Genomic DNA, 24,958 nt, shown 5'->3' on the forward strand with positions numbered 1-24,958 from the left:
CCGATGCGGTACATAGGGGGTTCTGAGTAGAAAAATGCTAGTTGAAAATGTGTAAACCTATTTCAGGACTAGACATGAGCCCCGCGAATTTCCCCTGCTGGCGGCATCTTTGGCAATCGATTTCCTCATTGGCAGATCGTGCTGGTTTACATGGTGTAAGTAGTTACTTCCGCCTTGGTACAGGTGTACGCCGAGATTTTTTTGCACTTACAGCTGAAACTTTAATAAAATAGGACTGGTTAGACCTCTTTACAGGCAATGAATCACATAGGGATCGAAACATGAAAGTTGTCGATTTTCTGAAGCGCAAGCGCGAAATTTTGGCGCAGCACCCCTTTGAGCTCAAGGATTGGCTCTCACCGGCGATCCGCGACTACTGGCGTGAGTTTCAGCAAAAGGCACATCTTCACCCTTTGCTGGGTCGTGTACTGGACTTGCAAACCGAGACCCAGAGCGAGCAGCAACAGGATGCAGCAACCGTGGCACGGGTGGCCAACGGTCAGCCTGCCGTGGCTCAGGAACCCGCTGTGGAGCTGGGAGCCGAGGCTGCCGAGCTCTATGCCGCCCTGCAGGCTCGCATTGGTGAAGAGACCCATGTGGGCGAGTGGCTGCACGTCAGCCAGCAGATGATCGATCAGTTTGCTGCCGTGACCGGGGATCATCAGTGGATCCACACCGATCCGGAGCGCGCGGCCGCCGAGTCGCCTTTCAAGACCACCATCGCCCACGGCTTCCTGACCCTGGCGCTGCTGCCGCAGTTGACCGGCTCGGTCGATGAGGCCACCCCCGAGTTCCCGACCGCCCGCATGGTGGTGAACTTCGGGCTGGATCAGGTACGTTTCCCGTACCCCATCAAGGTGGACAGCAACATCCGCGCCCGCACCAAGCTGGCCCGGGTCACCCCCATCAAGGGTGGGCTGGAGCTGCTCAAAGAGATCAAGGTGGAGATCGAAGGGATCCGTCGCCCGGGTTGCGTCATCGAGTCGGTGACCCGCATCTACTTCTGAGCCCCTCATCGGTATGAATGGTGAAACGGGCCCGCTGTCGTGTGCAACGAACAGCGGGCCCGTTTTTTTGCCTGTTTGTTGCAAGGTCTGAGGCGTCAGCCATCGCGCGCCGACCCCAGCTTGATATGACTCACAAAACGGTGCGCCGTGCAGTTAGCCAGCTCTCATTTTGGCGAGTTGGCCGCGTGAGGCGATAGCATGTTATGCCACTATTGGCTTCTTACTCCCGATCCTGGAGACAATAGTGCCCATCAATAACAAGATTATTCTGCCACTGCTGCTGAGCCTCGCCATCCTGCTGATCCCGACCCACTGGATCCCGCTGGAGGGGATCACCGTCATCGAGCAGCGGGTCGTGGCTATTTTCGTGCTGGCCGCCCTCTGCTGGATCCTGGAGCCCATCCCTATCTTCGCCACCTCGGTGCTGATCATCGTGCTGGAGCTGCTGTTGCTCTCCGACAAGGGGCTCTGGTTCATGACTGCCGACAAGGCCGAACCGGGGTTTGGTGAGCTGCTCAAGTCCACCGAGGTGATGGCGACCTTTGCCTCGCCGGTCATCATGCTGTTTCTCGGCGGTTTTTTCCTCGCCATTGCGGCGACCAAATACCATCTGGACGTCAATCTGGCGCGGGTGTTGCTGCGCCCGTTTGGTCAGGATCCCCGGATCGTCATGCTGGGGCTGATGTTGATCACCGCCACCTTCTCCATGTTTATGAGCAATACCGCCACCACCGCCATGATGCTGGCCATCCTTACCCCTGTGCTGGCGGCATTTCCCGACAAGGACCCGGCCAAAGTCGGCTTTGTGCTGGCCATTCCGCTGGCGGCCAACCTCGGCGGGATCGGCACTCCCATCGGTACTCCGCCCAACGCAGTGGCCCTCAAATACCTGACCGGCGAGCATGCCATCTCGTTCGGTCAGTGGATGGGATTTGCGGTGCCCTTTGTGGTGTTGCTGTTGCTGCTTGGCTGGTTCCTGCTGGGGCGCTTCTTCCCGAGTTCCCTCAAGCGGATGGATCTCAAGATTGAGGGGCGCTTTATGCAGACCCCCCGCGCCTGGGTGGTCTACCTCACCTTTATCACCACCATAGTACTCTGGCTGCTGGGGGATCTGCACGGCATGAGCTCCTACGTGGTCGCCATGATCCCGGTGGCAGTGTTCCTGACCACCGGCATCATCACCAAGGACGATCTGCACAAGATCTCCCTCGATGTGCTCTGGCTGGTCTCGGGTGGTATCGCGCTGGGGCTGGCGCTGGAGGACTCCGGGTTGGCCGAGCGGCTCATCACCCACATTCCGTTCCACGAATACTCCACGCTGGCGGTGCTGATTGGTGCCTGTCTGCTGGCAGTGGTGATGGCCAACTTCATGTCCAACACCGCAACCGCCAATCTGTTGCTGCCACTGGTGGCGGCACTGGCGGTCAGCATGCCGGAGCTGGCCGAGTGGGGCGGCAGCCACACCTTGATCCTGGCGGTCACCATTTCGGTTTCGCTCGGGATGTCGCTGCCCATCAGTACCCCGCCCAATGCGCTGGCCCACGCCACCGGTCTGGTGGAGAGTCACCAGATGGTGCGCATCGGCGTCATCATGGGGTTGGTCGGCACCCTGCTGGCGATGGTATGGATCTACCAGATTGCCGCCTGGGGGCTGATCTAGCGAGCCTGTCTGCCTAAAGCAAAGAGGAGCCGAATTGGCTCCTCTTTGCGTGTTGGGGATCCGGGGCTAGAAACTGACGCCAAGGCTGAGCAGGTGTCTTAATTCGCTCTCGCGGGGTTCCGGGCTGCCTGTGTCGACAAGGATGTCAGCATCTTCCCAATTCAGCTCACTCGACCAGGAGAGGCGCAGATGGTCATTGAAGTAGTAGCGCAACCCTATGCTGCCTTTCAGGTCCTGATTACGGGTGACATAGGGGGAGGGTTGTGCCAGATATTTCAGATAGCGCCCCTGGCTGAACAGTTCCATTTTCTCCTGCCAGAGGGAGAAAGGTTGGCGATAATCCCAGTTCAGGCCAGCGAAGGGGTAGTCTATGACCCGTTCACCCAGAAAAACGCCGGTGATCTTGCTATCTTCACGGAAGTAGAGCCGACTTAGCCCCCCTTGGGCCATCAGCTCCAGTCGGCGGCGCTTGTCGTTCCAAAAGCGATAGCCAGGCCCCGAGCCATAGTCCATGTAGAGATAGCGATCTTTATCCAGCATGTCATATTCGGCATCGAGTGAGGTACGCAAGAACCACTGCTGGTTGAAGAAGTAGTCCAGCGTAGGGTTGAGCTGATAATCATGGCTGTCGGTGACGTTGTCAGCGGTCTCATAGGTGTATTCACCGGAGAAGCTGTAACGCCAGTCCAGATTGGCCAGCTCGCTTTTCCACTTGAGGTTGACGTTGTTGGTCTGCTTGTCATTCTGTTTGAGTTTGACATTGAGATCGCCGCTGCCGGTCCAGAGCCAGGCGTTGCGTTCATCCTGGTCATCCTCGAACAGCTTGAGCCCACCCTTTGCCGTCGCCTTGGGTTTGTCCTCTTTATCGATACGCCAGCGTTTGATGGCCTCTCGCTGGACGGTGACTGCGCCGCTGTAGGGAAGGGCGATGCGCACCGACTGTTCGGTCACCTCCTCGATGTTGCCGGTCAGACGATCGCCATTGTTCATCCAGAGAATGTCCTTGGCCCACAAGGAGTGACAGACCAACAGGAGCAGGAGGGGCAGGAATTTCATGAGGTAAGGTGACTCCGGTGCGACTCGGGCGCTGGTGACTTAACCACTGACAAGTTGGCTGCTGATGGGGCGGGGCAGGCCATTTTTGCTCTCCAGCGCCGCCGTCACCTCATCCTGCATCACGTCAGGTGCACTGATAAAGCTCTCTATGGCCGGAGATAGCACCAGCGGGGCGCCATTTTCAAGCTCCTCTTCGGTGCGGGAGAGCGGGGAGTGCACCTCCAGCCAGCGCCTACCATCCGGTTCGATGGCGACCTTGACCGGTTGATTGATGACCCGCACCGGCGTGCCGATCGGCACAATCTTGAACAGGGCCTCAATATCGTCAGGTCGCAGCCGGATGCAGCCTGCACTTACCCGCAGGCCAACGCCAAAATCCTTGTTGGTGCCGTGGATCAGGTAGTCGCGCTTGCCATAGCCAAGGCGCATGGCGAACTTGCCGAGGGGATTCTCCGGGCCGGGGGGCACCACGGCGGGCAGGGTGATCCCTTTTTGCTCCAGCCAGGATTTGCGCACCATGGGGCCGGGAACCCAGGTCGGGTTGGGATTCTTCTCGATGACGGTGGTGGTCATCTCGGGTGTTTCGCGGCCGATATCGCCAATCCCGATGGGCAGCACGATGACCTCGTTCTTCCCTTTGGGGAAGTAGTAGAGGCGCAGTTCGGGCAGATTGATGACGATCCCCTCGCGAGGCACATCAGGCAGCAGCATCTGGGTGGGCAGCGTCAAGCGGGTGCCCGGCTTGGGTAAATAGGGGTCTACACCCGGATTTGCTTCAAGCAGCGCCAAAAATCCAATTTGTGTATTTTTGCCAACCAGCTCCAGATGTTCATTCTGCTGGATGATGTAATCCTCCAGCTCACCGATTAGGCGACTCCCGGCAGGTGGCAGCGGGTAGCGTTTGGCCTCTGCCGGCGTGGCGCAGAGCAGGATCGCTGCCAGCAGCAGGGAAAGGGCGGGCGTTATGGAGAGGGGTATGAGTTTCGGCAATCGCATAAGGAGATCCATCAGTTCAATCGGGGCGGAACATCATCAACACAGCCGCCAGGATGGCGCGATTGTTCCTCAATCAGCCCATGATTACCAGCTTGCCGCGCACCCGCAATGATTTGGGGATACATAGGAAACCAGCCAAAATCGGCATCACCCATAAATTTGAGTGCCAAGCAGGAAAAAGAGGCGCCTCATGGCAATGGGGGAATATCACGACGTGGATAATGGCCGGGTGTGCGAGCGGGTGGATACAGAGCCATACAAGAGTGGCCTCGCAACGCAGGCCGTGCGTGAAGCATTGTGAGCCTGCTCTCAGATAGCTGATTCAGCCATTTGATATATAAGAAATTTATGTTGCATCCTCGGCCCAGCTTGGGTAAAACTCTCTCCCCACGGAGAGATGCCGGAGTGGCCGAACGGGATTGACTCGAAATCAATTGTGGCAGCAATGCCACCCAGGGTTCGAATCCCTGTCTCTCCGCCACATACCAAGCCCAAGCAATTAGATTGCTTGGGCTTTTTCGTTTCGTGTGATGCCTGATATGCCATCTGATGTTGGCTGGCTTGAAGCGTCCCCTCTATCGACCACCTGTTAGTCGACTCGAGCCCATATCGAGATGTCTTATCGTCGTGCAATAGGGGCCCCCTTTTACTTGCCCGATCGCCTATCGGTTGCAAGGTTGGCCCCAACGGCTTGCTCGCCAGTCATGATGGCGACACAATGGAGTCCCTTTGGCTGGCCGCTCGCAGCTGGGGCTCGTGGCCGAATGGCCAGCGATAGTATGAGCGCGCCCGAGTGTTATGGGCCGGTGACAACGGGAAACATGGCGAGAACAGGAGCAAAAGAGGATGAGGGAAGGGCTTGAATGGTGCTGGCTCAATGAACCGGCCGAATGGCACAAAACAAGCGACGGCTTGCTGGTGGTAACGGACAAGCAGACCGATTTTTGGCGCAGCACCTGGTATGGTTTCGAGCGCCACAGTGGGCATCTCTATGGCTGTGAGGTCGAGGGTGAATTTACCTTTCAGGTCTGTGTCGAAGGGGAGTTCACCACCCTCTACGATCAGGCGGGGTTGATGTTGCTGCAAGACGAGGCGCACTGGCTCAAAGCGGGGATAGAGTACAACGATGCCCAACCGATGATCGGCAGCGTGCTCACCAATCTGCGATCTGACTGGGCCACCGGTATTTTCAGCGGCAATCCGCGCCGTTTCTGGCTGCGCCTGACCCGGCTGGCCGATTGTCTGCGTCTGCAATACTCCACCGATGGCGAGGTGTGGCCACTGCTGCGGCTCGCTCCGTTCCCGCCTGGCGAGCGCTGCTTTATCGGAGTGATGTGCTGCACCCCCGAGCGACAGGGGTTGGCGGTGCGTTTTTCGGATCTGCGCCTCACGCCGCCCCTTGGCAAGGCACTGCATGATTTGAGCTAGCCAGCCCATGGCTGGCATTGCGTGTCAACCGGCAGAGTGAACAATGCCATCGGCCCGCAGCGTCAGTTGCAGGGTCTATCGAGCGGGAGGGGCGTTGCCCTCCCGCTTTTTTATGCCGGTAGGTCGGGAATGGCGGGTGGCTGTGATGGGCAAGCCTTGGCAAGCAACGTCGAAAAGCATGCGGTATGCGATGTAGCGACAACAAGTTGCCGGAACTGGGATCTCGATCGGGGCAACAGGACTTTTGTCCTGCAAGGGGCGAGGGGGCGGGGGCTAGGATGCCCTCATCCACACGAGTCAAACTGGAGCACAACAACAATGACCGCTCATATCAATGCCAACCCGGGCGATTTCGCCGAGACCGTCATCATGCCGGGAGACCCGCTGCGGGCCCGCTATATCGCCGAGACCTTTCTGACCGACGCGCGCGAGGTGACCAATGTGCGCAACATGCTGGGCTACACCGGCTACTACAACGGCCAGCGCATCTCGGTGATGGGCCACGGCATGGGGATCCCCTCCATGGTGCTCTACGCCCACGAGCTGGTGAATGACTTCGGCGTCAAGCGCATCATCCGCATCGGCAGTCTGGGGGCGACCCAGCGCCACGTGCAGATGCGTGACGTCATTCTGGCGCAGGCGGCGGGCACCGACTCCCCGACCAACGCCAAGCGCAGCGCCGGTTACCAGATGGCCACCTCGGCCGACTTCGCCCTGCTGCACAAGGCGTTTACCAAGGCGCAGGAGAAGGCCATTCCGGTCAAGGTGGGCAATATTTTCACCGGCGATCTCTATTACGATCCGGACGAAAACCTCATTCCGGCGCTGGAGAAGTTCGGCGTGCTCGGCATCGACATGGAGGTGGCCGGTCTCTACGGGCTGGCCCATCAGCAGGGGATCGAGGCGCTCGCCATCCTGACTGTCTCCGACCACTGCCTGACCGGTGAAGAGACTACCGCAGAAGAGCGGCAACTCTCCTTCAACCAGATGATCGAGCTGGCGCTGCACACCGCGCTGTAAGCGCCGCAGTCCGCCCACCCCTGCACGCACCCTGACCCCAAGAGAGATCCAATATGAACAATAAGCTCTCCCTCACTGCCATCAGCTTCCTGGCCAACTTTGTGATGGCCGGTTTTGCGACCCAGTTCGGCATGCTGATCGACCCCATCGCCGCCAAGTTCGGCGCCGACGTCAATCATGTGGCCTCCATCTTCTCCCTGCTCAACGGCGGGGCGCTGGCGGGCACCATTGCCGCCTTCTTCCTTATCGAGAAGGTGGGGCTCAAGCGGATGACCCTGCTCTGCTACGGCCTGATCGCGCTGGCGGCGGCTTCGCTCCATCTGACCGGCTCGCTCTATGTGGTGATGGCTGCCATGACGGTGATCGGCCTTTGTGGCGGGGTGGGACTCTGCATTGCAGGGACGCTGGTGGTGAGCGTCTGGCAGGCGCGGATGCAGAGCACCATGCTGGTGGTGCAGGATGCCACCTTCAACGTGGCCGGGGTGGTCTTCCCGCTTATCACCACCTACACCCTGACTCACGCCATGGCGTGGAGCTGGAGCTATCTGGCGGTGGGCGTGGTGGCGCTGGCGACCATGCTGGTGGCGGTGCTGACCAACTTCCGCAGCTGCGAGGCGGGTGGCGAGAGCGCAGGCAACGAGCACTCGGAGTGGAACCTCGGCATCATCAGCGGCGGGTTGGGGCTCTTTCTCGGCATGCTGGCGCTCTACACCTTCCTCACCTGGGCGCCCATGTTCGTGAAGAACAAGTTCGGCATCCCCTTCGAGGAGGCGGGCAATATCATCACCCAATACTGGACGGCTGCCCTGCTCGGCGCACTGGTCTCCACCGCCATCGTGACCCGCATTGCGATCCGAACCTTCCTGCTGGTGATCATCACCCTGGCGATGGGGATGACGGCGCTCATCGTTACCACCGATAACCTGAGCCAGTTGCCATACCTCACCTATGGTTACGGCTTTGTCTGCGCGGCGCTCTACAACGCCTTTATCGCCTACGGGGTGTCGTTTGTGCGCCAGGCGTCGAGCAAGAACGTCTCCTACATCCTCATCAGCGGCAGCGCGGGGGCCATGTTCAGCCCGGCCATCAGCGCCATGTTCGAGCAGGTGATCGGCTTGCAGGCGGTGATGTACGCCATCCCGCTTATCTACGCCGTGATCCTCGCCATGCTGGTAGCCTCGCTGCGCATGGCCCGGCCTCAGCCCTGTCTCGCCTGAGCGGGGGAGTAAACAGCAAGAGGGGCGGTATAAACCGCCCCTCTTTTTTGTTGCTGTTCCGCTTGTTGCTGCTCAGTCGGCAACTGAGGCCTGCGACTTATGGCTGCTCCAGAAAGGCCTTGAGCCCCGCCAGATCACGGATCTGCAATCCCTCTTCGCCGCGCTCCACCAGACCCTTCTCCATCAGCTCTTTCACCGCCCGCCGGTAGACCCGGTCGGTCGTGCCGAAGCGTTCCGCCTCCTGATACCCCTTGCGAAAGCCGCTCACCGGGTTGTGGTGGCAGTGGCTGTGATAGAGGTCGAGGGCGATGTTGTAGCTGATGGGGTAGAGCATGCGGCAGGTGAAGATATCCACCGTGTCCTGATAGTCGATGGCAATGGCGGTGGCAAAGAAGAGCGCCACCTTGGGGTGGGCGACCAGCGCCTGCTCCAGCTGCTCGCCGTCGATGCGGGCCACTTCCAGCGGCTCCTCGGCGATGATGTCGAGCTGGCAGCGGTAGCCGGTGAAGAACTCCATCTCGCCAAACAGCTGGTTGTCGCACTCCAGGGTGCCGAGCTGAAAGCGGCGGCCATTCATGGCGGTGTGGCCCATGGCGATGCGGCCGCCCGGTACCAGCACCAGATCCCGCAATAGCTCCCCCTGACGCATCAGGGGCTCCCCCTCGGGGATCAGATGCTGCTCCGTGATGCAGGATTGCACTACCTGCACGATAAGATCATGACTGGCCTGCCAGTGGGGCTGAAAGCGTCCCTTGAGAAGGGGTTTGAGTTGCATGGGATTTCGAGTCGTCGCCAAACAGAAACGACTATTACACACCCTTGCATACGGATATGCCAGTTTTGTACCGCAAAGTGGGGCTTACTGGTGTAGAAGTGCAATCTGGAAGCATAAAAAAGCGCCCGAAGGCGCTTTTTCATTGAGCGGTGGTCAGCAAGGGTTAGCTAATCAGGGTGGCCCACAGGTCATACTCGTCGGATTCGTCGATCCGCACCTTGACCATGTCGCCCGGCTTGAGGCCGGTTTCGCCGTTGAGGTAGACCAGACCATCGATCTCCGGCGCATCGGCGAAGGAGCGGCCAGTGGCACCCTCTTCATCCACTTCGTCGATGATGACGGTCATCTCCTGACCCACTTTGCGGGCCAGCTTGCGGATGGAGACCTGCTGTTGCAGCTCCATAAAGCGCTGGAAGCGCTCTTCCTGAATCGCTTCCGGTACCGGATCCGGCAGCTTGTTGGCCAGCGCCCCTTCGACCGGGCTGTATTTGAAGCAACCGACCCGATCCAGCTCCGCCTTGTCGATAAAGTCCAGCAGCATCTGGAAATCTTCCTCGGTCTCGCCCGGGAAGCCGACGATAAAGGTGGAGCGCAGGGTGATCTGCGGGCAGATCTCGCGCCACTTCTGGATCCGCTCCAGGGTGCGCTCGACCGAACCCGGGCGCTTCATCAGTTTGAGGATGCGCGGGCTGGCGTGCTGCAGCGGGATGTCGAGGTAGGGCAGGATCTTGCCATCACGCATCAGCGGGATGACGTCATCCACGTGCGGGTAGGGGTAGACGTAGTGCAGTCGCACCCAGATATCGAGCTTGGCCAACTCTTCGCACAGGGCGACCATGCTGGTCTTGACCGGCATGCCGTCGTAGAAACCGGTGCGGTGCTTCACATCGACGCCGTAGGCGGAGGTGTCCTGGGAGATCACCAGCAGCTCCTTCACGCCGGCCTCTTTCAGACGCTTGGCTTCGGCCAGCACGTCGCCGATGGGGCGGCTCACCAAATCCCCGCGCATGGAGGGGATGATGCAGAAGGTGCAGCGGTGGTTGCAGCCTTCGGAAATCTTCAGATAGGCGTAGTGGCGCGGGGTCAGCTTGACGCCGTGGGCCGGTACCAGACTGGTGAAGGGGTTGTGCTGCGGCTTCTCCACATATTTGTGGACGTGACCCAGCACCTCTTCATAGGCGTGGGGGCCGGTGATCTCGAGCACCTTGGGGTGGATCTCGCGGATCTGGTTCTCTTTGGCACCCAAGCAGCCGGTGACGATCACCTTGCCGTTCTCGGCTAGTGCTTCGCCGATCGCTTCCAGCGACTCTTGCACCGCGCTGTCGATAAAGCCGCAGGTGTTGACGACGACCAGCTCGGCATCGTCATAGCTGGGCACCACATCGTACCCTTCGGTACGCAGCTGGGTCAGGATGCGTTCTGAATCGACCAGGTTTTTGGGGCAACCCAAGGAGACGAATCCTACTTTGGGGGCCTGTTTTGTGTTGGACATCGCTCAATCACTCTTAGGTGGCTCTTCTTTAAGGGCGCGGATTTTACCGGAATGGTTAACCAAAAACTATACAGCCAGCATGGCAGAACCTAACAATATCTCCGAGTGGGCAGGATTGGGCCGTGCGAATAGCGGCTGATGGTGGAGCCCTGACTGGCGCGCAGTCCCTGCTGCACAGGTTTGTGGCTGGCAATATGCATTGCTGACTTATTAGTCAATTTCGCGGTCTGTGGCTGGGAACCCTGTCACGGGTGCCCCTATACTCCCATCATGGTGATCCGGTGGAGAAGGCAATGGAAAGTTCATTTGGCGAAAGAATGCAGAATCTGCACGCTACGCTACGCGAGCGTTTTGACAAGCTGAGTCGGGTGGCCATTGCGATTTACGATCCCCATACCGATCAGCTCAAGACCTTCGCCCACAGCACCGAGGGGCCCTCGCCGCTGGTGCAGTATGAGGTGAAGCTGAGCGATGTTCCCTCCTTGCGCTATCTGGCGGAGCACAAGCACCCCCGGGTGCTTGGCAATCTCGATGCCCTGCGTGGTTCCGCGTCGGAACACAGCCGCAAGCTGCTGGAGGCGGGCTATGCCTCCAGCTATACCGAGCCGCTGTTGTTCAACAGCAAGCTGTTTGGTTTTCTGTTTTGCGATGCCATGGAGCCGGGCTATTTCGATGAGTCGATCCAAAGCGAGCTGTCGGCCTATGCCCAGATGTTGTCCGCCATCATTGCGGTGGAGTTCTTCTCTATTCAGACCCTCGGCGGCGCGCTGACCACGGCACGGGAGTTCAGTCGCTATCGGGATGAGGAGACCGCCAACCATCTGCATCGGATGTCGGCCTACTCCCGACTGATCGCCAAGACGCTGGCCCCGACTTGCGGGCTGAGCGACGAGGAGGTGGAGTTTGTCTACCTCTTCTCCGAGCTGCACGACATCGGCAAGATCGCGGTGCCGGATGCCATTTTACTCAAGCCGGGCAAGCTGACCCCGGAAGAGTTCGAGATCATGAAGGTTCACACCAGCAAGGGGCGAGAGATGATCAGCCTGATGATCAATGAGTTTGGCCTCGATGGCATTCACCACACCGATATGCTGACCAACATCATCGCAGGCCATCATGAGCGTTTTGATGGCACCGGTTATCCGCTGGGCCTGGCGGGGGAGGCGATCCCGCTGGCGGCGCGTATCGTGACGGTGGCTGATGTTTTTGATGCCCTGACCAGCGAGCGCCCCTACAAGCAGGCCTGGCCGTTCGAGACGGCGTTTGCCTATCTGGAGGAGCATGCCGGCAGCCAGTTTGATCCCACCTGTGTCGCTGCGGCCCTGCACAACAAGGCCGAGTTTTATGCCATCTATCAGCAGTATCAGGATCCCGCCAGTTCATCAGGTGTGGCGGCCAGTGGCGCAGAGCCGGGTTGAGCGCGTGTGATGAGCGTAAGGGGGAAAGAGGCGGTTCAAGCATGACGAGGAATAAATAGAGAGGGGGCACCAGCAGGTGCCCCCTCTCTTTTATGCTCTTCTCGATTTCACGCGCCCTTATTTTGCCGACCTTGTATCTGCGGCTATGGCGTTTGCGCTCAGGTTACTTTTTGGGAGTCGGTTCGCTGATTTGATAGAGGTGATCCGTGCAAGCGCTGGAGCAGCCACAGGGGCGCACCTCTTTATCTTCCCTTTTCTGGGCAAGCTGGTATTGGCGCCACCAGATGATGGAGCCCATAGCCAGGATCAGCACGAATGAGGCGAGCAGGCTCAATAACCAGATGGACATGATCTCTTCTCCCTGATGGTGATGACATGCACGGCGATGGCATCAGTGATGATAGCAGCAACCGCCCTGCTGGTTGGCGCCCTCACTGCCGTGGCAACAAGTATGGCCTTGTCGTGAGCTCTCTGCCTGATTGCCACCACTGGCGCAGCAGTGATCGGAACCACTGTTGCACCCACCGTGACAATGGGGGTGGCCTGCGCCGACGGGCTGGATGGCATGGATAGTCGCCTTGCTCTGATGACGACGAGACGGACGGCCCTGACTTGCCTCGGTAAGAGGTTGCAAATTGGTGGGGGCTAGCAGCGCGGGCAGCGGCAGGCGGGCAGAGCGACACTGCAGCACCCGGATATTGACCGCCAGCAGGCGCCCCAGCATTCGCTCGCCGATATTGCGCACCACCACCTGACCCACCTGATGATGGGCGAGGGCGTCGAGCAGCGCTTGCTTGCCGTGGCAGCCTTCGGCGGCGGCCGGATTGGGCAGGGTGGCGATAACGTTCCCTTCGGGGTTAAGAATTTGCAGCTGCTCGGCACGGGTAAAGTGGCCAGCCAGCAACCCCTGACTCAGCATCAGGGCGCTGTTGCAGAGGGTGGTGGTCATGGTTGTGACAGCATTCATGTCGGCTCTTCTCCACTGGTTGGGTGGTCGGGCTCGGCGGGTTGCATCATCAATGCCTTGCCCAGACTCAGACACTCCACCACCTTGTAGCGCCCTTTTTTCAGGATATTGGCCAGGGTCTGGCGGGAAACCCCCATCACCAGGGCGGCCTCCTGCTGTTGCATTCCTTGAAGGTCGACGAGGCGCAGTGCCTCGAACTCGTCAGGGGCCAGCGTGACCTGTTCCAGCTGATGCATGGGGCGGCCGTTGGGTTTGAAGCAGCTGTTGGCGGGGCGGCCACAGATCTGGCGGGCAATCTTGGGTCTTGGCATGGTGGCTCCTAATTGGCATAAGCCATTTATACGCTCATATGTGGCATATGCCAATAATTTTATCTGATGCAGAGGGTAGCGCCAGTGCTGTTTACGGCAGAGGGGGGTAAAGAGGGGGAGGAGGAATACTAACAAAAGCAGGGAAGGTGGCTGAAACGAATCAGGCCCGAACATGGTTCGGGCCTGCGGTTTTGCAGAGGATGGTCGGGCTATCCGGCGAGCTTACGCCTGTTCGGCCTCGGCCACTGGAGCTGCGCTCTCGCTACCGTTGGCGAAGCGATCCGCCCACAGGGCAATCACGCCGTCACCGGTGACGTTGCAGGCGGTGCCGAAGCTGTCTTGCGCCAGATAGAGGGCGATCATCAGGGCGATGGAGGCCTCACCGAAACCGAGCATGGAGGTGAGCAGGCCCAGCGCCGACATCACGCCACCACCCGGTGCGCCCGGGGCTGCGATCATGATCACCCCCAGCATCATGATGAAGGGGAGCATGGTCTCGATGCCCGGAATGGCCAGATGCTCGGAGAGGAACATCACCGCGGTGGCACAGGTGACCAGGGTAATGGTGGAGCCACAGAGGTGAATGGTGGCACACAGCGGTACGGTAAAGTTGGCGATGCCGTCGCTGACCCCGTTGTTCTTGCTCGACTGCAGCGCGACCGGAATGGTGGCGGCGCTCGACATGGTCCCCAGCGCGGTGAAGTATGCGGGCAGCATGTTCTTGATGAGCTGGGCTGGTGAGCGGCCAAGGGCCAGACCGGTACCCACGAACAGCACGGATAGCCAGATCCAGTGCATCAGGATCGCCATCACCAGCACCACGCCGAAGGTTTTCAGGGTGGCGAATACGGTGCCTTCTACCGTCATCTCGACAAAGACACCGGCGATGTAGAACGGCAGCAGCGGGATGATCACCTTGGCCAGCAGGCGGTCGATGATGTCACGGCCCTGATCGGCGACACGGCGCAGATCGGTGGCCTGGGTGGCGCTGATGCCAATGCCGAACACGAAGGCGGCAGCCAGTGCCGACATCACGCCAAACAGCGGCGGGATCTCGAGATTGACATAGGAGGCGAGCTTGATGGCTGTGGCCGTGGTGGGCTCGGCGGCGGTGGTGAACTGCGGGATCAGGTGGCTCGCCACGGTAAAGGCGAACAGCCCCGCCAGAATGGTAGAGCAGTAGGAGAGGGCCACGGTTTTGCCCAGCAGCTTGCCGGAGTTTTTCGGCAGGCTGGCGATGCCGCTCATGATGAAGAACAGAATGATGAGCGGAATTGTGAAGGTGATCAGCTGACCTATCACTGTCTTGGCCGTAAACAGCACGCGCGCCACCCACTCAGGGGCGTAGAGACCGAGCAAGAGACCGGCAAGGATGCCAGCAATGAGTTTCAGGACAAGTTTCATAAGGAAATCCGGAGTTGGTTGTATTGTCTGTTTTGTTATTAAATTTTGATATTAATCGAACTTTTTAACACGTAAGCCGTGTTATGTCTGCCTTTTATGCGTTAATGCCGAGTTAAATATTGTCGATAGCCAAGATCGCCGACTAGCAGCCGGCTTGGCATTGAATGGGAAAATCCGTGATGAATTAGCCCGTTAGGTGGCCTGATGATCGCCGCGCAGCAACATGACGTACTGGTTGGCATATTGACTTGCGGAGTCTGAGGTGCTGGCTGATACGGCTTCCATCGAAGCCAGTTGCAGCGCTACCCCGGATGAGGTGACGATTTGCTGAAGATGCGGGAGCTGCTGGTCGTGGCTCATTTCGCCGCTTGGCTGTAGGGGGAAACAGAGCGGAGCGCCCGCTTTGAGCAGGGTCGCCAGCTGTTGCAACAGGGGGACAAGAGTGGCCACGTCGCTATCAAGCGGGCGGCTCAGCCAGATGCCATCGTAAGGGAGCACCGAGTGCATCTTCGCCAGCGGGCAGACCCGCACAGCTTGCCCGGATTGCTGCGAGGCGACTTTGGCGTCAGCCAGTACCGCTTCACAGGCGGTGACCACATACCCTTCTGCACGCAGCCAGCACAGATCCTCCCCCATACCGCACTGACCATTGAGCAGGTGAGCGCCGGGTTTGAGGTGTGCCACAAAGGCAGTTCGAACGTGGGCGTGCTGGTCGTTAAATGGCCGGGAAGCGGGGATGGCGTCAGAGTGTGGCACAGGGGTTACCTCAAGCAGGGGGCGCACAGGGTAACAAATCGGGGCCTGACTGCCAAAACGCGCGGTCAGTCCCCGATTTGGATGTGAGGACGTTGCCGGAGCCTGTTAGCGGCCGCAGGCAGGTCCGTGGGGCTGGGCCAGCATGGTAAACATGCTCTCTATCAGGAAGGCTGATTCGCTCTGCAGGTCGATCCGCTCCGGAAAGTGGAGCCAGTTTATGATGTAGCCATCTAGGGTACAGTGGAGCAGGGTGGCTGCACGCTGCAGGTTGAGGTTGGCAGGCAGCTGCCTCCGGCGTACCGCGTTGGCCAGGGTGGTCTCCAGGTCCCGGAAAAAGTTGGCTGACTCGCTGCGGATATGCTCGCGCAGGGAAATGGCTTCCCCCTCCAGCGATTCGAGATTGAACAGGATGGTGAACATCTGCCGCTGGGCCGGATTGTGAATGAAGCTGTGGAGCACCCCTTCGAAGAAGAGGCGCAGTTGTCCCAGCGGATCGGGCTCATCTGGGTTGAGGCAGGCATCGAGCTGGTGGGCGAGGGGGCTGCAGAGTTCCTCCCAGAGCGAAATGAAGAGTTCATCCTTGTTCTTGAAGTGCCAATAGATGGCCCCGCGGGTCAGGTCTGCCGCCCTGGCGATGTCGGTCAGGCTGGTCTTGGCCAGGCCCTGAGAGCAGAACAGATCCAGCGCCGTGCTCATGATGTGGCAGCGGGTTTGCTGCGCCTCTTCTTTGGTTCGTCTGGCCATCGAAATTTGTGCCTCATGCAAGCAAAAAGTCACTTACATACATTTATGAATGTATGTATATTGCCTCATCTTTCGACTATTTACCAACAGGGCCCATGCGGCCCTGATTGTTCATTGACTGGCAAAGGCTCAGGTGTTTCATGCATAAACATATTCTTGCTCGTTCAGTTGGTCTTGCCTTGCTGGCTACAGGCTTGCTGGCAGGTTGTGGTGACAAGGGGGGCGCACCCCAGGGACAGGGCGGCATGCCCCCCGCGGCGGTCAACGTGGTGACCCTGCAGAGCGGCCCGTTGATGTTGACCACCGAGTTGACCGGCCGCAGCGCCCCGTTGCGGGTGGCTGAAGTGCGTCCGCAGGTGAGCGGCATCATCCTCAAGCGCCTCTTTACCGAGGGGAGCGATGTGAAGGCGGGCGACCTGCTCTATCAGATCGATCCGGCTGTCTATCAGGCGGCGGTTGCCAGCGCCAAGGCCAATCTGGCCAAGGCAGAGGCCAACGAGCAGAGTGCCCGTCTCAAGGCACAGCGCTATCAGGAGCTGCTAAAGGTCAAATCCATTAGCCGTCAGGACTATGACGACGCCGACGCCAGCTGGAAGCAGGCCAAGGCCGAGATCATGGCGAGCAAGGCGGCCTTGCGCACTGCAGAGATCAATCTCGGTTACACCCGCATCACCGCCCCCATCAGTGGCCGCATCGGTAAATCCGCGGTGACCGAGGGGGCGCTGGTGACCGCCCAGCAGGCTGACAGCCTGACCGCCATCCAGCAGCTCGATCCCATGTATGTGGATGTGCGTCAGTCCACCGCCGATCTGCTGCGCCTCAAGCGACTGGTCGCCGAGGGCAAGCTGACCCAGGACAAGCAGAAGGGGGCCAGGGTGACCTTCCAGCTGGAAGATGGCTCCACTTATGGCGAAGAGGGCTCGCTGCAGTTCTCCGATGTGACCGTGGATGAGACCTCCGGCATGGTGACCCTGCGGGTGATTGTGCCCAACCCTCACCAGCTGCTGCTGCCCGGCATGTTTATGCGCGCCACCCTGCAAGAGGGAGAGCGGGCACAAGGACTGCTGGTGCCGCAAACTGCGGTGACTCGCACCCCCAATGGCGGCGCCACCGTGATGGTGGTAACCGCTGACAACAAGGTGGAGCTGCGCAACGTGCAGCTGAGCCGTGTCGTCGGCAGCAACTGGGTGGTGGAGTCAGGGCTCACCTCCGGCGAGCGGGTGATCGTGGCTGGCTTGCAGAAAGTGCGACCGGGCGCCGTGGTCAATCCCGCCGAGCAGGGTGCTGATGCACCGTCTGCTCAAGCTGCGTCCAACACCCCGGCCAACAAGTAGGATGGAGTAGTCGCCTCATGGCTCGATTTTTTATAGATAGACCCATTTTTGCCTGGGTGATCGCGCTGGTGATCATGCTGGCGGGCAGCCTGGCCATCATCAAATTGCCGGTCGCCCAGTATCCGAGCATTGCGCCGCCCGCGGTCGGTATTTCCGCCAGCTATCCGGGGGCCTCTGCCAAAACGGTGGAAGACTCGGTCACCCAGATCATCGAACAGAACATGACCGGGCTGGATCACCTGCTCTACATGTCTTCCCAGTCTGACTCTGCGGGACGGGTGTCGGTGACCCTCACCTTCCAGCCGGGGACCGATCCCGACATCGCCCAGGTGCAGGTGCAGAACAAGCTGCAGCAAGCGATGTCGTTGCTGCCGCAAGAGGTGCAGCAGCAAGGGGTTCGGGTACAGAAGACCTCCAGCAGCTTCCTGATGGTCGCGGCGTTCATCTCCAACGATGGCTCGATGAACAACGACGATCTGGCGGACTATGTGGTCTCCAACATCAAGGAGCCCCTGAGTCGTCTGGACGGGGTAGGGGATATCACCTTGTTCGGCAGCCAGTACTCCATGCGGGTCTGGCTCGATCCCAACAAGCTCAACCGGGTGCAGATGACCCCGGGTGATGTGCAGGCGGCCATCAAGGCGCAGAACGCCCAGGTAGCGTTCGGCAAGCTGGGTGGTACTCCGTCGGTGGAAGATCAGCAGTTCACCGCCACCATCATGGGGCAGACCCGTCTCTCTACCGTGGAGCAGTTCAACGACATCCTGCTGCGGGTGAATCAGGATGGCTCCAAGGTACGGCTCAAAGACGTGGCCCGGGTCGAGCTAGCGGGCGAAAGCTATGACGCAGATGCGCTCTACAACGGTCAGTCTACCGCCGCGGTCGCCATCAAGCTGGCTACCGGCGCCAACGCGCTGGATACCGCCGAAAAGGTACGTGCCAAGCTCAATGAGCTGTCGGATTACTTCCCGGCCAACATGGAGATCGTCTACCCCTACGACACCACGCCGTTTGTGAAGATCTCCATCGAGGAGGTGGTGCAGACCCTGATCGAGGCGATCTTCCTGGTGTTCTGCGTCATGTATCTGTTCCTGCAGAACTTCCGCGCCACCCTGATCCCGACCATTGCGGTGCCTGTGGTACTGCTCGGTACCTTCGGGGTGATGGCGGCGTTCGGCTTCTCCATCAACACCCTCACCATGTTCGGTATGGTGCTGGCTATCGGGTTGCTGGTGGATGACGCCATCGTGGTAGTTGAGAACGTGGAGCGGCTGATGAGCGAGGAGGATCTCTCCCCGCTGGAAGCGACCCGCAAGTCGATGACCCAGATCACCGGCGCGTTGGTGGGGATCGCGTTGGTGCTATCCGCCGTGTTCGTGCCGATGGCCTTCTTCGGAGGCTCGACTGGTGCCATCTATCGCCAGTTCTCGCTGACCATCGTCTCGGCCATGGTGCTGTCGGTGCTGGTGGCGTTGATCCTGACCCCGGCCCTCTGTGCCACTCTGCTCAAGCCGATGAAACACGGCGAGTTTGGCGCCCAGCGCGGCTTCTTTGGCTGGTTCAACCGCGCCTTTGATGCCGGTACCCAGCGCTATCAGCGCGGTGTGCGCAAGGTGATCAAGCAGGGCGTGCGTTACAGCATTATCTACGGCGCCATGCTGGCGGTGCTGGCAGTGCTCTTTATGCGGATGCCCACCTCCTTCCTGCCGGAAGAGGATCAGGGGGTCATCATGTCCATGGTGCAACTGCCGGTCGGAGCTACCAAGCAGCGCACCGAGGTGGTGCTGGCCCAGATGCGTGACTACTTCCTGGACAACGAGAAGGATAACGTGGATGCCGTATTGACTGTATCGGGCTTCAGTTTTGCCGGTAGCGGTCAAAATACCGGTATGGCGTTTATCAAACTCAGGGACTGGAGCGAACGCAAGAGTCCTGATCGCAGTGCCAACGCCATTATCGGTCGCGCCATGGGCTATCTGTTCAGCATCAAGGAGGCGCAAGTGTTCGCCTTCAACTTGCCATCTATTCCTGAATTGGGGACGGCGACCGGTTTTGACTTCTTCCTGCAGGATCGTGGCGGTATCGGTCACGACAAGCTGATGGCGGCGCGTAATCAGCTGCTCGGTATGGCGGCGCAGGATCCCACACTGGTGCGGGTACGCCCGAACGGGATGGAAGATACGCCGCAACTCGATATCAAGATCGACTACGAGAAGGCGCTGGCGCAGGGGCTCTCCATCGCGGATATCAACAACACCCTGGCTACTGCCTGGGGTTCCTCCTACGTCAATGACTTCGTGGACCGTGGCCGGGTCAAGAAGGTCTATATGCAGGCGGATGCCCCCTTCCGGATGAACCCGGAAGATCTGAAACTCTGGTATGTGCGCAACAGCGCCGGTCAGATGGTGCCCTTCTCCGCCTTTGCCAGCACCGAGTGGAGCTTCGGCTCGCCGCGTCTTGAGCGTTACAACGGTGTGCCAGCGATGGAGATCGTCGGTGAAGCTGCGCCCGGCAAGAGTACCGGTGATGCAATGGCTGCCATCGAACAGATGGTGAAACAGCTGCCGGAAGGGGTGGGCATCGAGTGGACCGGGCTCTCCTTCCAGGAGCGTCAGGCCGGTTCACAGGCGCCAGCGCTCTACGCCATCTCCTTGCTGGTGGTGTTCCTCTGTCTGGCGGCCCTCTACGAGAGCTGGAGCATTCCGTTCTCGGTGATGCTAGTGGTGCCGCTCGGGGTACTGGGAGCCATTGTGGCCGCCACCCTGCGTGGGCTGGAGAACGACGTCTACTTCCAGGTAGGCCTGCTCACCACCATAGGCTTGTCGGCGAAGAACGCGATTCTGATCGTGGAATTTGCCAAAGAGCTCTATGACAAGGGGATGGGACTGGGTGAAGCCGTAGTGGAGGCGGCGCGCCTGCGCCTGCGTCCGATCCTGATGACTTCGCTCGCCTTTATCCTCGGGGTATTGCCGCTGGTGATCAGCTCCGGTGCCGGTGCCAGCAGCCGTAACGCCATCGGTACCGGCGTAATGGGGGGAATGATCAGTGCCACCGTGCTGGCCATCTTCTTCGTTCCGCTCTTCTTCGTGCTGGTGATGCGCTACTTCACCAGCCACCAGAGCAAAGAGGCGCGCATGGTTGCAGCAGTTGAGTCAAAAGGTGACTGAGCAAAGTAACCCCTGAAGTTCTGGGTGGCAGATCACAATAAGACAAATACATCAGGTATGACTGAGTAATAAATAGAGCGACTTGGAAAGTCGCTCTATTTTTTTTCCGTAAAAACGGTAACTTAAGCGTAATTATTAAGTTAATACTGCTTCTTTTCGAGAAATTATGTCGCCGTGAGGTGGTTTTCTATCGACTCCTTTTCAGAGGTGAGGGGCAAGTCAGTTTCTGCTGTGCAGCTCGGCTGGAAACAAGATAGAATCTGCGTCTTATAGGGTTGGATAGGTAGTGTCCGCTCTTTCTTGGTCTTGGGCCATAAAGCTGTGCTACACACCATCAAGACAGCAAAATGCTGGAGGACATGATGACCAACAGCAGACCTAATTTGGTTAAAAGCAGCAAACTGGGGGCTGTAACCCAAGGGCGGTAGCCTTGAGATTATTCAGCAATTTGCACAAATAATGTTCATCTATTGTTTTGCTGCTGTTTGCGCTGGTTAAATTGCAGTCTATTGGGTGTTTCAATAACGCATCAGTGGATAGCCAGCCTCTCTCTGATGTCATATCAACGCCTCGCAAGAGATACATATTTATGAAAATCCTCGTGACCGGTGGTGCCGGCTTTATCGGCTCTGCCGTGGTGCGCCATATCATCCGTGATACCCAAGATTCCGTTATCAATCTCGATAAACTCACCTATGCCGGTAATCTGGAATCCTTGGCCAATGTATCGACCAGCGATCGTTATGCGTTTGAGCAGGTGGATATCTGCAACCGTGCCGAGCTGGATCGGGTGTTTGCCCTGCACCAGCCGGATGCCGTGATGCATCTGGCGGCTGAAAGCCATGTCGATCGCTCCATTACCGGCCCGGCTGACTTTATCGAGACCAATATCGTCGGCACCTATATGTTGCTGGAAGCGGCTCGCGCTTACTGGAATGGTCTTCATGATCAGCGCAAGGCGGCCTTCCGTTTCCACCATATCTCCACTGACGAGGTATATGGGGATCTGCCCCATCCGGATGAAGTGGCTGCCGGTGAGCCATTGCCGCTCTTTACCGAAACCACCCCCTACGCCCCCAGCAGCCCCTATTCTGCCTCCAAGGCTTCCAGTGACCATCTGGTGCGTGCCTGGCGCCGCACCTACGGCCTGCCCACCATCGTCACCAACTGCTCCAACAACTACGGCCCGTACCACTTCCCCGAGAAGCTAATCCCGTTGGTCATTCTTAACGCGCTGGATGGCAAGCCGTTACCGGTCTATGGCAAGGGCGACCAGGTCCGTGACTGGCTCTACGTGGAAGATCACGCGCGTGCGCTCTACAAGGTAGCGACCACAGGCGTGGTCGGTGAGACCTACAACATCGGCGGTCATAACGAGAAGCAGAATCTGGAGGTGGTACACACCATCTGCGATCTGCTGGACGAGATGGTGCCGAAGGTGGGCTCTTATCGTGAGCAAATCACCTATGTGGCGGATCGCCCTGGCCACGATCGCCGCTATGCCATCGATGCGACCAAGATGAGCGCAGAGCTGGATTGGCAACCGCAAGAGACCTTTGAATCCGGTATTCGCAAAACTGTGCAGTGGTATCTGGATAACCAGCAGTGGGTCAGCAACGTCAAGAGCGGTGCCTACCAGTCCTGGATTGAGCAACACTATTCCTCGATTGCACAGAATGATGGGGTGCGTGCCTGATGCATATTCTGCTGTTTGGCAAAAACGGCCAGGTAGGCTGGGAGCTGCAACGCGCACTGGCGCCGCTGGGGCGCATCACTGCCGTTGATTTTGACTCCACCGACTATTGCGGCGATTTCAGCAACCCGGCAGGGGTGGCCGACACTGTACGTCTGGTCAAGCCGGATGTGATTGTCAACGCTGCGGCCCACACCGCAGTCGACAAGGCGGAGAGCGAGCGTGAATTTGCCGAGCTGCTCAACGCGACCAGCGTGGCAGCGATAGCCAAAGAAGCGGAAGCATTGGGTGCCTGGTTGGTGCATTACTCCACCGACTATGTATTTGATGGCAGCGGTGAGCGCCCCTGGGTGGAAACCGATGCAACCGCCCCGCTCAACGTCTATGGCGAAACCAAGCTTGCGGGTGAGCAAGGGGCCGCACTTTGTTCCCGTCACCTGATCTTCCGCACCAGCTGGGTTTACGCCGCCCGCGGAGCCAATTTTGCCAAGACCATGCTGCGCTTTGGCAAAGAGCGTAGCGAGATGTCAGTGATCAATGACCAGTTTGGCGCTCCGACCGGCGCCGAGTTGCTGGCCGATTGCACCGCCCATGCTCTCCGCGTGGCGCAGCGCAAACCCGAGGTCGCCGGGCTGTACCATCTGATTGCCTCCGGTACCACCACCTGGTTTGACTACGCCCAGCTGGTGTTTGCCAAAGCCAGAGAGGCTGGCGTTGAACTGGCGGTGACACAACTCAATGCGGTGCCGACCAGCGCCTTCCCTACCCCGGCCAAACGCCCCCATAACTCCCGCCTGGATACCGGCAAATTCCAGCGCACCTTCGATCTGGTGCTGCCGGAGTGGACAGTCGGTGTGGAGCGGATGTTGACCGAGATCCTTGGCAAGTAAATTACTGGCTAGGGATGTAGTGACGGCCTCCCTGGCTGGCAGGGATAAAACGGAAAGGTGGCCTAAAGCCATGCTTCCTCTATATAAGAAACAAGCATCATGACCAAACGTAAAGGCATTATTCTGGCCGGCGGCTCAGGCACCCGTCTCTATCCGGTAACCATGGCAGTGAGCAAGCAGCTGTTGCCTATCTATGACAAGCCGATGATCTACTATCCTCTCAGCACCCTGATGCTGGCGGGAATTCGCGATATTTTGATCATCAGCACGCCGCAAGATACCCCCCGTTTTGAGCAATTGCTAGGTGATGGCAGTCAGTGGGGCCTGAGTTTGCAATACAAGGTTCAACCAAGCCCGGACGGGTTGGCACAAGCCTTTATTCTGGGTGCAGAGTTTATCGGTTCAGACCCCTGTGCACTGGTGTTGGGGGACAACATCTTCTACGGCCACGACTTGCAGAAACAGTTGGAGGCGGCAGTGGCCAAAGAGAGCGGTGCTACCGTCTTTGCCTACCATGTGCATGATCCCGAGCGTTATGGGGTGGTTGAATTTGATAAAGAGGGCACCGCGATCTCTCTGGAGGAGAAGCCACTGGAGCCCAAGAGCAACTATGCGGTAACCGGCCTCTATTTCTACGACAACAGCGTGGTCAAGATCGCCAAGAGTCTGACGCCGTCGCCCCGTGGCGAGCTGGAGATAACCGATGTAAACCGTATCTACCTGGAACAAGGTAATCTGTCGGTGGCCATGATGGGCCGTGGTTATGCTTGGCTTGATACCGGTACCCACGAGAGCATGATTGAAGCGAGCAACTTTATTCAGACCATCGAGACCCGTCAGGGGTTGAAAGTCGCTTGTCCTGAAGAGATCGCCTATCGCAAGAAATTCATTGATGCAGAGCAAGTAAAAACGTTGGCGACACCACTTGCGAAAAATGCTTATGGACAATACCTGTTAAAGATGGTTTCGAAAGTATGAGTTGGAGTTAAGGGTATGCACCCGTTCCTGCAAAATAAACTAAATAAAATATGGATATGAAGATGAATGTAATCGAGACCACGATACCTGATGTACTTATTTTTGAGCCAAAAATATTTGGTGATGAGCGTGGCTTTTTCTTTGAGAGTTTCAACCATAAACTGTTCGAAGAAGCAGTAGGATACCCTGTTACTTTTGTTCAAGATAATCATTCTAAATCCTCGAAAAACGTGTTGCGTGGACTGCATTATCAATCATCACCACACGCCCAGGGAAAGCTGGTGCGATGTGTTGTGGGAGAAGTATTTGATGTAGCAGTGGATATTCGTGAAAATTCGCCGACCTTTGGCAAATGGGTCGGTGTTCATCTATCAGCTGAGAATAAGCGGCAATTGTGGATTCCGAAAGGGTTCGCCCATGGTTTTATAACTAGAACAGAAACAGCAGAAGTTTTATATAAAGCAACCAATTATTATAGACCTGATTTTGAACATACAATATGTTGGAATGACCAGCAACTAGGAATAGAGTGGGAGAGTGATATGCTCCCTATATTATCTCTTAAAGATAAAAATGCAAAGCCATTTATGGCAGCTAAACATTTCTGAAAATCATATCAACACATTAAATACATTATGGTGTATC

Annotated in this window: 22 protein-coding genes and 1 tRNA gene; 13 read left to right on the plus strand and 10 right to left on the minus strand. The window is 58.3% G+C overall.

The features are described 5' to 3' along the window. Nucleotides 1–281 precede the first annotated feature (281 nt). Both G5168_RS09950 and G5168_RS09955 read left to right on the plus strand, forming a co-directional pair. Nucleotides 282–1,007 carry a MaoC family dehydratase gene (locus G5168_RS09950; RefSeq protein ID WP_204483864.1) on the plus strand — a complete coding sequence of 242 codons (726 nt, stop codon included), beginning with the start codon at nucleotides 282–284 and terminating at the stop codon, nucleotides 1,005–1,007. Between the two features lie 244 nt (nucleotides 1,008–1,251). Then, entirely contained in the window at nucleotides 1,252–2,667 is a 1,416-nt protein-coding gene (locus G5168_RS09955; RefSeq protein ID WP_421222144.1) for an SLC13 family permease, read from the plus strand. A gap of 66 nt (nucleotides 2,668–2,733) precedes the next feature. On the opposite strand, the gene G5168_RS09960 is transcribed toward G5168_RS09955, so the two are convergent. Together G5168_RS09960 and G5168_RS09965 are read right to left on the minus strand one after the other, a co-directional pair. Beyond that, the gene (locus tag G5168_RS09960) at nucleotides 2,734–3,723 is read right to left on the minus strand and encodes a DUF481 domain-containing protein (RefSeq protein ID WP_323913161.1); all 990 of its coding nucleotides are present in this window, start codon (nucleotides 3,721–3,723) and stop codon (nucleotides 2,734–2,736) included. A 39-nt stretch (nucleotides 3,724–3,762) separates the two neighbouring features. Beyond that, a complete protein-coding gene (locus G5168_RS09965; protein WP_216979181.1) occupies nucleotides 3,763–4,719 on the minus strand; it encodes a L,D-transpeptidase family protein in 957 nt (318 codons plus the stop codon). 391 nt (nucleotides 4,720–5,110) lie between these two features. Here G5168_RS09965 and G5168_RS09970 point away from each other — a divergent pair. The 4 genes from G5168_RS09970 to tsgA all read left to right on the plus strand — a co-directional run bounded on the left by G5168_RS09970 (nucleotide 5,111) and on the right by tsgA (nucleotide 8,384). Further along, nucleotides 5,111–5,200: transfer RNA gene (locus tag G5168_RS09970), tRNA-Ser, on the plus strand. A 365-nt stretch (nucleotides 5,201–5,565) separates the two neighbouring features. Next, nucleotides 5,566–6,147, plus strand: coding sequence for a DUF1349 domain-containing protein (locus G5168_RS09975; protein ID WP_337072706.1), 582 nt, complete (start codon nucleotides 5,566–5,568; stop codon nucleotides 6,145–6,147). Between the two features lie 318 nt (nucleotides 6,148–6,465). After that, a complete protein-coding gene (deoD, locus tag G5168_RS09980) occupies nucleotides 6,466–7,167 on the plus strand; it encodes a purine-nucleoside phosphorylase (RefSeq protein ID WP_005303072.1) in 702 nt (233 codons plus the stop codon). Nucleotides 7,168–7,220: 53 nt separating this feature from the next. Beyond that, nucleotides 7,221–8,384 carry an MFS transporter TsgA gene (gene tsgA / locus G5168_RS09985; protein ID WP_227340955.1) on the plus strand — a complete coding sequence of 388 codons (1,164 nt, stop codon included), beginning with the start codon at nucleotides 7,221–7,223 and terminating at the stop codon, nucleotides 8,382–8,384. Nucleotides 8,385–8,481: 97 nt separating this feature from the next. Here the strand turns inward: tsgA and G5168_RS09990 are convergent, their stop codons facing one another. Together G5168_RS09990 and rimO are read right to left on the minus strand one after the other, a co-directional pair. Then, entirely contained in the window at nucleotides 8,482–9,159 is a 678-nt protein-coding gene (locus G5168_RS09990; RefSeq protein WP_216951704.1) for a Crp/Fnr family transcriptional regulator, read from the minus strand. 163 nt (nucleotides 9,160–9,322) lie between these two features. Further along, nucleotides 9,323–10,651, minus strand: coding sequence for a 30S ribosomal protein S12 methylthiotransferase RimO (gene rimO, locus G5168_RS09995; protein ID WP_421252153.1), 1,329 nt, complete (start codon nucleotides 10,649–10,651; stop codon nucleotides 9,323–9,325). A gap of 293 nt (nucleotides 10,652–10,944) precedes the next feature. On the opposite strand from rimO, the gene G5168_RS10000 reads away from it, so the two are divergent. Next, complete coding sequence (locus G5168_RS10000) at nucleotides 10,945–12,069, plus strand: HD domain-containing phosphohydrolase (RefSeq protein WP_216951702.1); 1,125 nt, start codon at nucleotides 10,945–10,947, stop codon at nucleotides 12,067–12,069. Nucleotides 12,070–12,232: 163 nt separating this feature from the next. On the opposite strand, the gene G5168_RS10005 is transcribed toward G5168_RS10000, so the two are convergent. From G5168_RS10005 to G5168_RS10030, 6 genes are all read right to left on the minus strand, one after another. Beyond that, the gene (locus tag G5168_RS10005) at nucleotides 12,233–12,418 is read right to left on the minus strand and encodes a hypothetical protein (protein WP_421207999.1); all 186 of its coding nucleotides are present in this window, start codon (nucleotides 12,416–12,418) and stop codon (nucleotides 12,233–12,235) included. A gap of 42 nt (nucleotides 12,419–12,460) precedes the next feature. Continuing rightward, a complete protein-coding gene (locus G5168_RS10010) occupies nucleotides 12,461–13,036 on the minus strand; it encodes a NifB/NifX family molybdenum-iron cluster-binding protein (protein ID WP_421252154.1) in 576 nt (191 codons plus the stop codon). After that, the gene (locus tag G5168_RS10015) at nucleotides 13,033–13,347 is read right to left on the minus strand and encodes a DUF134 domain-containing protein (protein WP_005338107.1); all 315 of its coding nucleotides are present in this window, start codon (nucleotides 13,345–13,347) and stop codon (nucleotides 13,033–13,035) included. The genes G5168_RS10010 and G5168_RS10015 overlap by 4 nt, the downstream gene beginning before the upstream one ends. 222 nt (nucleotides 13,348–13,569) lie before the next feature. Beyond that, on the minus strand, nucleotides 13,570–14,751 hold the full coding sequence (locus G5168_RS10020) for a dicarboxylate/amino acid:cation symporter (RefSeq protein WP_005359180.1): 1,182 nt from the start codon (nucleotides 14,749–14,751) through the stop codon (nucleotides 13,570–13,572). Between the two features lie 192 nt (nucleotides 14,752–14,943). Then, nucleotides 14,944–15,507 carry a hypothetical protein gene (locus tag G5168_RS10025; RefSeq protein ID WP_337072712.1) on the minus strand — a complete coding sequence of 188 codons (564 nt, stop codon included), beginning with the start codon at nucleotides 15,505–15,507 and terminating at the stop codon, nucleotides 14,944–14,946. A gap of 105 nt (nucleotides 15,508–15,612) precedes the next feature. Next, on the minus strand, nucleotides 15,613–16,251 hold the full coding sequence (locus G5168_RS10030; RefSeq protein ID WP_421252155.1) for a TetR family transcriptional regulator: 639 nt from the start codon (nucleotides 16,249–16,251) through the stop codon (nucleotides 15,613–15,615). Nucleotides 16,252–16,391: 140 nt separating this feature from the next. Here G5168_RS10030 and G5168_RS10035 point away from each other — a divergent pair, with 140 nt between their 5' ends. The 6 genes from G5168_RS10035 (at nucleotide 16,392) to rfbC (ending at nucleotide 24,921) form a co-directional block, all read left to right on the plus strand. Then, nucleotides 16,392–17,585 carry an efflux RND transporter periplasmic adaptor subunit gene (locus G5168_RS10035; protein ID WP_421252156.1) on the plus strand — a complete coding sequence of 398 codons (1,194 nt, stop codon included), beginning with the start codon at nucleotides 16,392–16,394 and terminating at the stop codon, nucleotides 17,583–17,585. Nucleotides 17,586–17,602: 17 nt separating this feature from the next. Continuing rightward, a complete protein-coding gene (locus G5168_RS10040; protein WP_421250512.1) occupies nucleotides 17,603–20,752 on the plus strand; it encodes an efflux RND transporter permease subunit in 3,150 nt (1,049 codons plus the stop codon). A gap of 589 nt (nucleotides 20,753–21,341) precedes the next feature. Then, complete coding sequence (gene rfbB, locus G5168_RS10045; protein ID WP_227340935.1) at nucleotides 21,342–22,448, plus strand: dTDP-glucose 4,6-dehydratase; 1,107 nt, start codon at nucleotides 21,342–21,344, stop codon at nucleotides 22,446–22,448. Beyond that, a complete protein-coding gene (rfbD, locus tag G5168_RS10050) occupies nucleotides 22,448–23,335 on the plus strand; it encodes a dTDP-4-dehydrorhamnose reductase (RefSeq protein WP_227340934.1) in 888 nt (295 codons plus the stop codon). The genes rfbB and rfbD overlap by 1 nt, the downstream gene beginning before the upstream one ends. 99 nt (nucleotides 23,336–23,434) lie before the next feature. Beyond that, nucleotides 23,435–24,313 (plus strand): glucose-1-phosphate thymidylyltransferase RfbA, encoded by an 879-nt coding sequence (gene rfbA / locus G5168_RS10055; RefSeq protein ID WP_216954298.1) that lies wholly within the window; start codon nucleotides 23,435–23,437, stop codon nucleotides 24,311–24,313. 62 nt (nucleotides 24,314–24,375) lie between these two features. Continuing rightward, a complete protein-coding gene (rfbC, locus tag G5168_RS10060) occupies nucleotides 24,376–24,921 on the plus strand; it encodes a dTDP-4-dehydrorhamnose 3,5-epimerase (RefSeq protein WP_216954296.1) in 546 nt (181 codons plus the stop codon). Nucleotides 24,922–24,958 lie beyond the last annotated feature (37 nt).

It is taken from the genome of Aeromonas sp. 600724 (genome assembly GCF_049175135.1).
GTDB classification, from domain to species: Bacteria; Pseudomonadota; Gammaproteobacteria; order Enterobacterales; family Aeromonadaceae; genus Aeromonas; species Aeromonas veronii_A.